Annotated in this window: 11 protein-coding genes and 1 pseudogene; 5 read left to right on the top strand and 7 right to left on the bottom strand. The window is 68.0% G+C overall.

Going from position 1 to position 11,101, the window contains the following annotated elements; translation table 11 throughout:
• On the bottom strand, nt 1-737 hold a 737-nt coding region (locus tag VKG81_RS20545; RefSeq protein WP_324398568.1), incomplete at its 3' end, for a DUF222 domain-containing protein.
• Nucleotides 738-1,003: 266 nt separating this feature from the next.
• Here VKG81_RS20545 and VKG81_RS20540 point away from each other — a divergent pair.
• From VKG81_RS20540 to mmsB, 3 genes are read left to right on the top strand one after another with little or no spacing between them, the layout of a single operon-like run.
• Nucleotides 1,004-2,524 (top strand): CoA-acylating methylmalonate-semialdehyde dehydrogenase, encoded by a 1,521-nt coding sequence (locus VKG81_RS20540; RefSeq protein ID WP_324398567.1) that lies wholly within the window; start codon nt 1,004-1,006, stop codon nt 2,522-2,524.
• A gap of 13 nt (nt 2,525-2,537) precedes the next feature.
• Complete coding sequence (locus tag VKG81_RS20535; RefSeq protein WP_324398566.1) at nt 2,538-3,716, top strand: acyl-CoA dehydrogenase family protein; 1,179 nt, start codon at nt 2,538-2,540, stop codon at nt 3,714-3,716.
• 5 nt (nt 3,717-3,721) lie between these two features.
• Nucleotides 3,722-4,597 carry a 3-hydroxyisobutyrate dehydrogenase gene (gene mmsB / locus VKG81_RS20530; RefSeq protein ID WP_324398565.1) on the top strand — a complete coding sequence of 292 codons (876 nt, stop codon included), beginning with the start codon at nt 3,722-3,724 and terminating at the stop codon, nt 4,595-4,597.
• Nucleotides 4,598-4,655: 58 nt separating this feature from the next.
• Here mmsB and VKG81_RS20525 read toward each other — a convergent pair whose 3' ends face one another.
• Nucleotides 4,656-5,474, bottom strand: coding sequence for an HAD hydrolase-like protein (locus tag VKG81_RS20525; RefSeq protein WP_324398564.1), 819 nt, complete (start codon nt 5,472-5,474; stop codon nt 4,656-4,658).
• A 104-nt stretch (nt 5,475-5,578) separates the two neighbouring features.
• Between VKG81_RS20525 and VKG81_RS20520 the strand changes: the two genes are divergently transcribed.
• Together VKG81_RS20520 and VKG81_RS20515 are read left to right on the top strand one after the other, a co-directional pair.
• Nucleotides 5,579-6,247 carry a response regulator transcription factor gene (locus tag VKG81_RS20520; RefSeq protein WP_324398563.1) on the top strand — a complete coding sequence of 223 codons (669 nt, stop codon included), beginning with the start codon at nt 5,579-5,581 and terminating at the stop codon, nt 6,245-6,247.
• Nucleotides 6,244-7,461 (top strand): GAF domain-containing sensor histidine kinase, encoded by a 1,218-nt coding sequence (locus VKG81_RS20515; protein WP_324398562.1) that lies wholly within the window; start codon nt 6,244-6,246, stop codon nt 7,459-7,461. The genes VKG81_RS20520 and VKG81_RS20515 overlap by 4 nt, the downstream gene beginning before the upstream one ends.
• Before the next feature lie 13 nt (nt 7,462-7,474).
• Here the strand turns inward: VKG81_RS20515 and VKG81_RS20510 are convergent, their stop codons facing one another.
• The 5 genes and pseudogenes from VKG81_RS20510 to VKG81_RS20490 form a co-directional block, all read right to left on the bottom strand.
• A complete protein-coding gene (locus tag VKG81_RS20510; RefSeq protein ID WP_324398561.1) occupies nt 7,475-7,987 on the bottom strand; it encodes a MarR family transcriptional regulator in 513 nt (170 codons plus the stop codon).
• Between the two features lie 34 nt (nt 7,988-8,021).
• Nucleotides 8,022-9,095 (bottom strand): pyridoxal phosphate-dependent aminotransferase, encoded by a 1,074-nt coding sequence (locus VKG81_RS20505; protein ID WP_324398560.1) that lies wholly within the window; start codon nt 9,093-9,095, stop codon nt 8,022-8,024.
• Entirely contained in the window at nt 9,095-10,114 is a 1,020-nt protein-coding gene (locus VKG81_RS20500; protein ID WP_324398559.1) for a 3-oxoacyl-ACP synthase III family protein, read from the bottom strand. Before VKG81_RS20500 ends, VKG81_RS20505 begins: the two co-directional genes overlap by 1 nt.
• 8 nt (nt 10,115-10,122) lie before the next feature.
• Nucleotides 10,123-10,788 (bottom strand): SRPBCC family protein, encoded by a 666-nt coding sequence (locus VKG81_RS20495; protein ID WP_324398558.1) that lies wholly within the window; start codon nt 10,786-10,788, stop codon nt 10,123-10,125.
• Nucleotides 10,769-11,101, bottom strand: a pseudogene (locus tag VKG81_RS20490) (thiamine pyrophosphate-binding protein); the annotation flags it as partial. The pseudogene VKG81_RS20490 and the gene VKG81_RS20495, both read right to left, overlap by 20 nt.

The following is an 11,101-nucleotide window of genomic DNA, read 5'->3' as shown; positions in this document are numbered from 1 at the left end:
TCGCCCGACGCGGCCACCGGATCCGGGTCACCGTCCACGCTGGGCAGCGGGTCGGCCGGGTTGCACATGCCCGGCCGGGCGGCCTTGGCCAACAACGCTTCCAGGTAGCTGCGCGCCTCGGGATCCAGCCAAAAGCTGCCCCGGCTCATGCCGTCGGCGTCCTGTGGCCCGAGCCGCAACCCCCGCCGCGCCGCGCGCACCCGCTCCCGCGTCACCGGATCCGAACGGACCGCGTCATAGCCGGCCAGCAGCTTGGCCGCCTCCCGGCGCAGCACCTCGGGACGATGCGCCACCGCCACGGCGGCCAACTCGACGTCGAAGAACTCCACGTCACCCCCCGCCGCGTTATCCGGGAGCTTGGCCACCGTGTCCCGGATGATGCGCACCGCCTCGGCGCCGATCAGCCCCCCCTTGGCCGCCGCCGCGGTGTGGCCCAATCGTGGCATCTGCCCGGCCAGATCGCCCGCGGTGGCAATCCGCGCTCCCGCGTCGGCCGCCGAGATATTCAGCGCGTTGGCCAGCAGGTCCCGCACCCGTGGCTGCCCACAATTTCGCCCGTCCAGCGCCGCGACCAGCTCACCACCCACCGCCGACAGCCTCCGGATGCAGGCTTCCACCCGGGCACCGACCTCAACCAGCGCATCGGGCGCCAGCTCGGAGAAGCGATCATCGGCGAGATCGGCCACCGCCCCCTCCAACGGCGCCAGCAGCGCCTCGATCTGTTCGTTCTCGAACACATGTTCGATATTACCGGGATCCACCGACATCTTTTCCCGACGAGCCGACCCCTATTCCCGACGAGCCGACCCCTATTCCCGACCGAGTCCCCGACGAGTCCCCGACGAGTCCCCGACCGAGCCCCCGACGAGTCCCGACGAGTCCCAGACGACTCGACGTCCAACCCGCGACCCCGGGGGACGTCTCCAAACCCGGGCTTGCATACCACCCGAAACAGTTACTAGGATATGCAACTATCCTCCAACGCCGATCCACGGGGCATCTCATGAGCACACTGATTCCGCACTTCATCGACGGTCAGCGCGCCGGCGGTCAATCGCAACGGACCGCAGACGTCTTCAACCCCAACACAGGCGAGGTTCAGGCCCGGGTGCCGATGGGCTCGTCGGCCGACGTCGAAGCCGCCGTCGCCGTCGCGACCGGGGCCCAGAAGGAGTGGGCGGCGTGGAATCCGCAGCGCCGCGCCCGGGTGCTGATGCGGTTCATCGACCTGGTGAACCAGAAAGCAGACGAACTGGCGGAGCTGTTGTCGCTTGAGCACGGCAAGACGCTGGCCGACTCGCGCGGCGATATTCAGCGCGGCATCGAGGTCATCGAGTTCGCGGTCGGCATCCCCCATCTGCTCAAGGGTGAGTACACCGAAGGCGCAGGCTCGGGCATCGACGTGTACTCGCTGCGCCAGCCGCTCGGCGTTGTCGCCGGCATCACGCCGTTCAACTTCCCCGCGATGATCCCGCTGTGGAAGGCCGGCCCCGCATTGGCGTGCGGGAACGCTTTCATCCTGAAGCCCAGTGAGCGCGACCCGTCGGTGCCGGTGCGGCTGGCCGAGCTGTTCCTGGAGGCGGGGCTGCCCAAGGGTGTGTTCCAGGTGGTGCACGGCGACAAGGAGGCCGTCGACGCGATCCTCGGGCACCCCGACGTCAAAGCGGTCGGTTTCGTCGGCAGCTCTGACATCGCGCAGTACATTTACGCCACCGCCGCCGCGAACGGCAAACGCGCACAATGCTTCGGCGGTGCAAAGAACCACATGATCGTGATGCCCGACGCCGACCTCGACCAGGCGGTCGATGCCCTGATAGGCGCCGGATACGGCAGCGCCGGCGAACGGTGCATGGCGATCTCGGTCGCGGTTCCCGTCGGCGAGCAGACCGCAGAACGGTTGCGCGCCAGGCTGATCGAGAAGATCAACAATTTGCGCGTCGGACACAGCCTGGACCCCAAGGCCGATTACGGGCCGCTGGTTACCGGGGCGGCGCTGGACCGGGTGCGCGATTACATCGACCAGGGTGTGGCCGCGGGCGCCGAGGCCGTCGTCGACGGACGCGAACGCGCCAGCGACGATCTGCAGTTCGGTGACGCGAACCTCGAAGGCGGCTACTTCATCGGCCCGACGCTGTTCGACCACGTCACCACGGACATGTCGATCTACACCGACGAGATCTTCGGCCCGGTGCTGTGCATGGTGCGCGCGAAGGACTATGAAGAGGCGCTGCGCATGCCAACCGAACACGAGTACGGCAACGGCGTGGCGGTGTTCACCCGCGACGGCGACACCGCACGCGACTTCGTTTCCCGGGTGCAGGTGGGCATGGTGGGTGTCAATGTGCCGATCCCGGTGCCGGTGGCGTATCACACGTTCGGCGGGTGGAAGCGTTCCGGCTTCGGCGATCTCAACCAGCACGGCCCGGCGTCGATCCAGTTCTACACGAAGGTCAAGACGGTCACGTCGCGCTGGCCCTCCGGCATCAAGGACGGCGCGGAGTTCGTCATCCCGACGATGAAGTAGCGCCGAATTCTCCATGCCTCCATTCACGCTCGACGACGATGAACGCGTCATCACGGAGACGGCGGCCGCGTTCGCCGCGAAACGCCTCGCGCCCTATGCCCTGGAGTGGGATGCGACCAAGCATTTCCCGGTCGACGAGTTGCGCGAGTCGGCCGAACTGGGCATGGCGGCGATCTACTGCGCAGAAGAAGTTGGCGGCAGCGGGCTGCGGCGGATCGACGCGGCACGGATATTCGAGGAACTGGCCGCTGCCGATCCGGCGGTCGCCGCGTTCCTGTCGATCCACAACATGTGTGCGTGGATGGTCGACGCCTACGGGACCCCGGAGCAGCGCAAGACCTGGGTGCCGCGGCTGGCGTCGATGGAGGCCGTGGCCAGCTACTGCCTCACCGAGCCGTCCGCCGGTTCCGACGCGGCCGCGTTGCGCACCAGGGCGGTCCGTGATGGCCCCGACTACGTACTCGACGGCGTCAAGCAGTTCATCTCCGGGGCGGGAACATCCGATGTGTACGTCGTGATGGCCCGCACCGGGCCTGACGGCCCGCGCGGCATCTCCGCGTTCCTGGTCGAAAAAGGCACACCCGGGCTGAGCTTCGGGGCGCAGGAGCAGAAGATGGGGTGGCACGCCCAGCACACCGCCCAGGTGATTTTCGAAGGGGTGCGGGTGCCGATGGACGCGATGCTCGGGGGCGCCGAAGGTGAAGGCACCGGCTTCGGCGTCGCGATGAACGGGCTGAACGGCGGCCGCATCAACATCGCTGCGTGCTCGCTGGGCGGCGCGCGGGCCGCGTTCGACAAGGCGGTCAACTATCTGTGCGATCGGGAAGCGTTCGGGACCAGGCTGATCGAGGAACCAACGATCCGGTTCGCGTTGGCCGACATGGCCACGTCGCTGGAGGCGTCGCGAATGATGTTGTGGCGGGCCGCCGCCGCGCTCGACAACGACGACCCCGACAAAATCCGTCTCTGCGCGATGGCCAAGAGATTCGTCACCGACGCCTGCTACGAGGTCGCCGACCAGTCCTTGCAGCTGCACGGCGGATACGGCTACCTCCACGAGTACGGTTTGGAGAAAATCGTTCGCGACCTGCGGGTGCACCGGATCCTGGAGGGAACCAACGAAATCATGCGGGTGGTGATCGGCCGCGCCGAGGCCGCCCGGGCTAGGGCCGGAAGGCCTGGAAGGGAATGAGGACCATGAGCACCATCGCGTTCCTGGGCCTGGGCAACATGGGCGGCCCGATGGCGGCAAACCTCGTGTCGGCCGGCCACACCGTGCGCGGATTCGACCCGGTGCCGGGCGCGTTGCAAGCGGCCGCCGAAAAGGGCGTAACGGTGTTCGGCAGCGGTGCGGAAGCAGTCGCCGAAGGCGACGTGGTCATCACGATGCTGCCCAACGGCGAGCTGGTAAAGCAGTGCTATGCCGAGATTCTGCCCGCCGCGGCGCCGGGCGCGCTGTTCATCGACAGCTCGACCATCTCCGTCGACGACGCGCGTCACGTCAACTCGCTCGCAGGTTCGCACGGGTTCGCCCAGATCGACGCGCCGGTCTCCGGCGGCGTGAAGGGTGCGGTCGCCGGCACCCTGGCTTTCATGGTCGGCGGCGACGAGGCGGCCCTGGAAAGAGGCCGGCCGGTGCTGGAGCCGATGGCAGGCAAGATCATTCACTGCGGCGCGACAGGCGCCGGTCAGGCCGCGAAGTTGTGCAACAACATGGTGCTGGCCGTGCAGCAGATCGTCGTCGGCGAGGCGTTCGTGCTGGCCGAGCGGCTCGGTCTGTCGGCGCAGTCGCTGTTCGATGTGATCACCGGCGCGACCGGCAACTGCTGGGCGGTGCACACCAATTGCCCCGTGCCCGGGCCTGTCCCGACCTCACCGGCCAACAACGACTTCAAGCCCGGCTTCGCGGCGGCGCTGATGAACAAGGACCTCGGGCTGGCGATGGACGCGGTCAACTCGACCGGGTCGACGGCGCCGCTGGGTACCCACGCCGCGGAAATCTACGCGAAGTTCGCCGCCGACCACGCCGACAAAGACTTCAGCGCGGTGATCGAGATGATCCGAAAGGGCTAGAAAACCCCCGAAAGGGCTAGAAAACCCCGAAGCGCTCCAAACCTTCTACGCCAAACCCCTATGCCGCCGTGCGCGTCCTGCCCGTCCACCAGCGCCGGTGCAACCGCTCGCACGACGCCGCCAGCAGCGGGTCGGCGCCCTCGTAGGACGAGCGAACCTCTGCCGCCCCGGTGAAATCCTCACCGACGGTGTAATCGGTGGGCACGACGATCGTCGCGAGCCCCGAGCGCGTCGCTGCCCGCAGACCGGCCGCCGAACCCTCGATCGCCACCGCGCTTTCCGGGCCTACCCCCATCTCCCACAGGGCAAGCCCGTGCACGTCGGGCTCCCCGGTGCCATCCGGCCCGGTGGCGTCCGACGTGTCGTCACCCGTCACGATCGTCTCGACGAGCCCGTCTCCGACGAGTTGCCTCACCAGCGGCTCCGCCCACGCCCGCGGGTGCGGGGTGACCACACCTACCCAGACGCCGGCGACAAACAGGCTCATCACCAGGTCGATCAGGCCGTGCCTGGGCGTCACGTCACCGTCGAGCACGCAGTCGGCGAACACGTCGCGCTTCGTCCTGAGCAGCTGCGCCGCAAGGAGTTTGGACGCCCGCCCGTACCCGCGCCGACGAAGGTCGGTCGCGATCCGCGCAAGCTCGTCGGGGATGTGCAGCAGCCGACCGTAAGTGTCGACGTCCCAGACGATGTTGAGGCCGAACGCCGCGAACGCGGCATTGAAAGCGGCGCGATGACCGTCGCGCTCGATGTCGGCCATCGCGCCGTCCATGTCGAAGATCACTGCGCGCAACGGACGGACATCGGCGTCGACCGGCCGTGCCCGGTCCCACCAGAACGTCCGTGTCGGACGTGTCCCCTCCCGCGTGGTTGGCACGAATCAAGAGTCGCCGGCGCGGCGCCGCGGGGCATCCCCCAATAGGGGGATACGCCAGGCTATTGCCTACCCCCGTTGAGGGTGACTGGCCTTATCGTGTTGCCATGGCGATACCCGCCACCGAACCGGTGTGCATTGTGCTCGTCGACGACCACGAGATGGTGATCGAGGGCCTCAAGGCGATGCTCGCCGCGTTCTCCGACCGGGTGCGCGTCGTCGGGCAGGCGGTCGGGGCGGAGCGTGCGTTGAGCGTGATCGACGAGCTGAGCCCCGACATCGTGCTGTGCGACGTGCGCATGCAGGGGTCCAGCGGGTTGGACCTGTGCCAGACGCTGCGCGAGCGTCACCCCGAGCGGAAGGTTGTCATGCTGTCGGTGTATGACGACGAGCAGTATCTGTTTCAGGCGCTGCGGGTCGGCGCATCGGGCTACCTGCTCAAAAGCATCAGCAGCGACGAGTTGGTCCGCCAGCTGGAGTTCGTTCACAGCGGGGCCACCGCGATCGATCCGGTCATGGCGGTGCGGGCGGTCGACACCGCGGCGCGCATGCAGCGCGACGAGTTCTGGCCCGGGGCGCGGCATGGCCTGACCCAGCGGGAAAGCGAGATCCTTTCGTATGTGGTGACGGGCCTGTCCAACCGCGGCATCGCCAGCAAGCTGGTGATCGGCGACGAAACGGTCAAGAGCCACCTGCGCTCGATCTACCGCAAGCTCGGCGTCAGCGACCGCACCGGAGCGGTGGCCACCGCGCTGCGCGAGGGCATCTACCAATGACGTCGGACACCGGCCCCCACGCGGTACGTGACCTCGTCGACGCCGACCGCGAGTTGGCGTTGCTGCGCGAGCTGATCCAGGCGGCCTCCAGCGGTCCGGGTGTCGAACCGCTGGCGGCGGCGGCCGCGCGGATGATCACCGCGGCCACCGGCACCGACGTCTGTTTCGTGCATGTGCTCGACGACAGCGACCGCTCGCTGACGCTGACCGGCGCGACGCCGCCGTTCGACAGCGAGGTCGGCAAGATCCGGCTGCCGCTGGGCTCGGGGATCTCGGGGTGGGTGGCCAGTCACCGCGAACCGGTGGTGATCAGCCACAACAAAGAGGCCGACCCGCGGTACATGCCGTTTCAGTCCTTGCGCGGACGCGACTTCACGTCGATGGTGTCGGTGCCGATGGAGACCGACCCCGGCGGGCTCGTGGGCGTGCTCAACGTGCACACCGTCGAGCGGCGCGAGTTCACCGGGCGCGATGTGGAGCTGCTGCTGGTGATCGGGCGGCTGATCGCGGGTGCGTTGCACCAGGCCCGGCTGCACCGCCAACTGGTGTCCAAGCAGCGAGCTCACGAGCACTTCGTCGAGCAGGTGATCGAGGCGCAGGAGATCGAGCGCCGACGGCTTGCCGGCGATATCCACGACGGCATCTCGCAGCGGCTGGTCACGCTGTCTTATCGGCTCGACGCCGCGCGGCGGGCGGTGGGCGAGAACCCGGCCGCCGTGGCCGAGCAGCTGGCCAAGGCGCACGAGCTGGTGGAGTTGACGCTGCAGGAGGCGCGGGCGGCGATCGGCGGGCTGCGGCCCCCGGTGCTCGATGATCTCGGGCTGGCCGGCGGCCTGGCAAGCCTGGCCCGCTCGATCCCCCAGATCAACCTTGAAGTCGAGCTGGCCGACAGGCGGCTGCCCGACCACATCGAGCTGGCGCTGTATCGCATCGCGCAGGAATGCCTGCAAAACGTCGTCAAGCACGCCAGGGCGACGAGGGCCAAGCTGACCTTCGCCGTCGACGAGGACACCGCTCGCCTCGAAATCGTCGATGACGGAGTCGGTTTCGACACCTTCGAGCATCCGCTCGGCGGCGACGAGATGGGCGGCTACGGCTTGCTGTCGATGGCCGAACGCGCGGAGATTGTTGGCGGACGGCTGAACATCCGCTCGCGCCCGGGGGCGGGAACCGCGGTCAGCGCGACGATTCCGCTGCCCACGGTCGGCCCGTAGCGCCAGAAGCCGGCTAGAAGTCGCCGGCGCCCCGCCGTAGCGCTTCGATCGACGAAACCAGCGCGCGGGACTCCTCATCGGAGAGCCCGATGTCGGCGAACACTTCGTTGTTCAGCGTGAGGGTGGCTTCCTCGACGGTTGTCCGTCCGAAGTCGGTGATCCGCACCAACGTCGTGCGGCCGTCGGTGGGATGCGGCACACGCTCCACCAGGCCGGCCGCCTCCAGCAGCCGGATCGCATGCGTGACGCTCGTGACGTGCACCTGCAGTCGATCGGAGGCCTTGGTTATCGGCAGGGCGCCGGAGCGGCTGAACGCCAACAGTCGCAAGAGCTCGAAACGGGAGAAGCTCAGGTCGTGGGGCCGCAACGCGTTCTCGACCCGCGCCAGCAGGATCTGGTGGGCCCGCATGACCGACGTGACCGCGACCATGCCGTCCGCGACGTCACCCCAGCCGGACCGTTCCCAGTTCTCACGCGCCTGGGCGATCGGGTCACGCTTGTCGGACTGCGGCGGCTGCGAGCACACGCCCCTTCATACCGCAGGTCTGCCCGCGACCGCGTCAACCTTCGGCGTTTTCCTGCGACTTCGCCACAGCGGCCAGCACCGCGCGGGTGGAGGCGCGTCCGCCGACCGTGATCCGCACTCCGCCGTCCGCGTAGTGGCGTACCTGCAGGGCGGACTTGTCGAACACGTCACGCCACGACCGTCGCGCGGCGGGCAGGTATGTCGCAACGGGTAGGTAGATGAAGTTGGCGTGCCCGTCGGTGCAGTAGATACCCATCGCCCGCAGCCGCCGGCCTAGATAGCGGCGCTCCCCGGTGATCAACCGGATCCGTTGGCGCAGTTGAGCTTCGGCCTGATACGAAGCGGCGACGGCGACCAAGCTGGTGACGCCCATTCCGAAGGGCAACTGCATCGACCACAGCACGCCGGCCAGCTCCGGTGAGCCGAAAGCGTATCCGATGCGCAGGCCGGCCAACCCGTAGGCCTTCGAGAACGTCCGCAGCACAACCACATTCGGGAAGCGACGCACCAGCGCCGCGGCGTCGAGCCGGTGCTCAGGTGCGACGAACTCGATGTAGGCCTCGTCGAGCAGCACCACGGTGTCACCGGGCACCCGCTGCAGAAATCGCTCGACGTCGGCGACGGATTCCAGCGTCCCCGTCGGGTTGTGCGGCCGGCACAGCACCACCACCCTGGCATCGGACGCCGCTTCGGCCATCGCATCGAGGTCGTGGTGGCCGTGCTCGTCCAGCGGCACCGTCACCGGGACCAGCCGGGCCATCTGAGCGAAGATCGGGTACCCGTCGAACGTGGGCGACGTCATCACCATCCGGTCACCGTGGCTTGTCACCGCATGCAGCACCTGCAGGATCACGCCCGTCGCCCCCTGACCCAGCACCACCTGTTCCTCGCGCAGCCCGATGCGGCCCGCGATCAGCCTGCGCATCCCTTCGGGCAGAAACTCCGGATACCTGTTGGCCGCGTCGATCGACTCCATCAGCGCCGCGCGTACCGACGGCAGCGGCGGGAACGGGTTCTCGTTCAGCGACAACGCAAACGGATCGATCGCAGCGGGCAGCGCGCCGAGCACCTCGGCGGCGATCGATTCGGCCAGCCTGGGGTCGCCCATCAGCCTCGGCCGCCCCATCGAACCGCTGCGGCGCCGGCGAAGTCGCCGGCGTGGGCGAACGCGGCCATCATCACGACGTCACCGGGTTTGACCTGGCCGTCGGTGATCGCGGCGTCGAAGTTGACCGGGATGCCGGCGGCGAACAGGTTGCCGCATTCGTCGAAGGTGTCGCGATGACGCTCCTTCGGCAGCTCCAACGCCTCCCGCCAGTTGCGCAAGAACACCCGGTTGGGCTGGTTGGTGACCATCAGGTCCAGATCCTTCGATTTCACGCCGATCCGGTCACAGACCGCCAGCGCCACCTCGGGCACCTGCCGGTTGCCCCGCGCGAGGACCTTGGTGATCTTCGACTCGGTGAAGCCGATGTAGGCCTCGCCCGTACCGGGCTGCCACCACTTGCGCGACCCGTCGATCGTGATCGTCATCTCGCCGGCGTATTCGCCGTAGGTGCGGCATTCCACATCGAGGATCGGAGACTGATCCGACACGGTCACCAGGCCCACCGCTGCGCCGTCACCGGGCACCGCGGCTTGGGCCTTGCGCCGCACCCCGGGCTGGTCGAAGACCTGTCCGGCCGCGTTCTGGGCGACCGCGATCAACGCGGTCCGGCCCTGGCCGCAAGCCAGCAGCCGACGAGCGACGTTGAGGCCGAGAACAAACGCCGCGCAGCCGCCGTTGTGCAGGTCGAGCACCCAGTTCGGCTTCATGCCAAGCCGGTGCGCGATGCCCCCGCCGCCGCCGTAGAACGGCATGTCGGGCATCTGGGTATGGGTGATCAACACGTCGACGTTCGCGATGGTGTCGTGCCCGTGCCTCTCGATCAGACCCGTGGCGGCGCGTTCGATCATGTCTGTCGCCGTCTCGTCCTCGGCGATGTGGTGGCGGAACTTCGGCGCCCGGAACATCAGGTTGTCGCGCAGTTCGTCGGAGCTGGCGTAGTTCGCGTAGTACTCCGTCCCGATCGGCTCGCCGGGTCGATAGGTGGAGACGTCGATCAGGCTGACGGCCGGTGTGGTCATGGGTGTGCTCATCTCATCCAGGCCGGGGTGACCGGCAGGCCGTTGCGGTGGCGGTATTCGGCGATGGCCTTGAGGTTTTGCAGTTCCAGGGCGTGGCCGGCGCCGAACATGTCCCAAAAGTCCCCGACCCACACCGGGCGCTGCGGCGGGGCCGCCTGCGGGTAGGGGTTGTGGTCATAGAACGGGTGATGGCAGTTGGTCCACAACACCACCGACCCGGGTTTGTCCAGCACGGTCTGCGCGTCGATGACGCGCATCAGGTAGATCATCCACAGGTGGGTGCCCTGATCCCAGGCGCAGTGGTAGTCCACGGTGCGCGCCTCGGCGTTGGCGATGGTGCGGGTGTAGATCTTGGTCTCCGAGCCCAGCCGGTCGAAGGCCAACCACAGGCCGGGCTGCTCGGTGGGCTCGAACCCGCGCAGGCTGTAGGTCCATTCCTCCAGGCTGCGGGTGTCGGCCAGGTAGTCGAACAACGCGTCGGGCGGGCAGTCGATGTAGCCGTTGACCGTGCAGTACTGGCCGAACACCTGATCATGGGGGTACACCGAGCGCATCATCTCCACGATGATGGGCGTGGCCGCCTCCCGCGGGGAGGTCTCGATGCGGATCACCCCGTCGAGGGGCCCGGTGGTGCCGGTATGGGTGGCGATGTCCTCAAGAGCGGGCAGCGACATCAGGGCGGTTCTCCTTCGTCATCGGATAATGCGCGGCGGCAACGGTTGTCGAGCTGACACCGTCCAAAAAGTTGGCAAACGGCGGGATTTCATCGGCCGAGCACTCCACGCTGAGCACCGACGGGCCCTCGACCTCCAGCGCGGCGGCCACCGCGCCGGGCAGCTCGGTGATGTCGGTCACGTCGGCGGCGGGCAGCCCGGGGAACATCGCGGCCAGCCCCGCCCCCAGCCGGCTGGGGCCAAACCGGTTGTAGCTGTAGAGGTCGTCGTAGAACAGCTGCTCGCGGGTCACACACATGGCGTGGGCGTGGTT

It is taken from the genome of Mycobacterium sp. (assembly GCF_035314905.1).
In the GTDB taxonomy this organism is placed as follows: Bacteria; Actinomycetota; Actinomycetes; order Mycobacteriales; family Mycobacteriaceae; genus Mycobacterium.
Note: the sequence above shows the minus strand (reverse complement) of the source record. Positions and strands in the feature narration are given on the sequence as shown.

What these genes read in the sequence shown, in the direction of transcription:
- VKG81_RS20495 (WP_324398558.1), bottom strand. Translation starts at nt 10,788, where the DNA reads ATGTCGCTGCCCGCTCTTGAGGACATCGCCACCCATACCGGCACCACC.
- VKG81_RS20535 (WP_324398566.1), top strand. Translation starts at nt 2,538, where the DNA reads ATGCCTCCATTCACGCTCGACGACGATGAACGCGTCATCACGGAGACG.
- VKG81_RS20540 (WP_324398567.1), top strand. Translation starts at nt 1,004, where the DNA reads ATGAGCACACTGATTCCGCACTTCATCGACGGTCAGCGCGCCGGCGGT.
- VKG81_RS20500 (WP_324398559.1), bottom strand. Translation starts at nt 10,114, where the DNA reads ATGACCACACCGGCCGTCAGCCTGATCGACGTCTCCACCTATCGACCC.
- VKG81_RS20505 (WP_324398560.1), bottom strand. Translation starts at nt 9,095, where the DNA reads ATGGGCGACCCCAGGCTGGCCGAATCGATCGCCGCCGAGGTGCTCGGC.
- VKG81_RS20520 (WP_324398563.1), top strand. Translation starts at nt 5,579, where the DNA reads ATGGCGATACCCGCCACCGAACCGGTGTGCATTGTGCTCGTCGACGAC.
- mmsB (WP_324398565.1), top strand. Translation starts at nt 3,722, where the DNA reads ATGAGCACCATCGCGTTCCTGGGCCTGGGCAACATGGGCGGCCCGATG.
- VKG81_RS20515 (WP_324398562.1), top strand. Translation starts at nt 6,244, where the DNA reads ATGACGTCGGACACCGGCCCCCACGCGGTACGTGACCTCGTCGACGCC.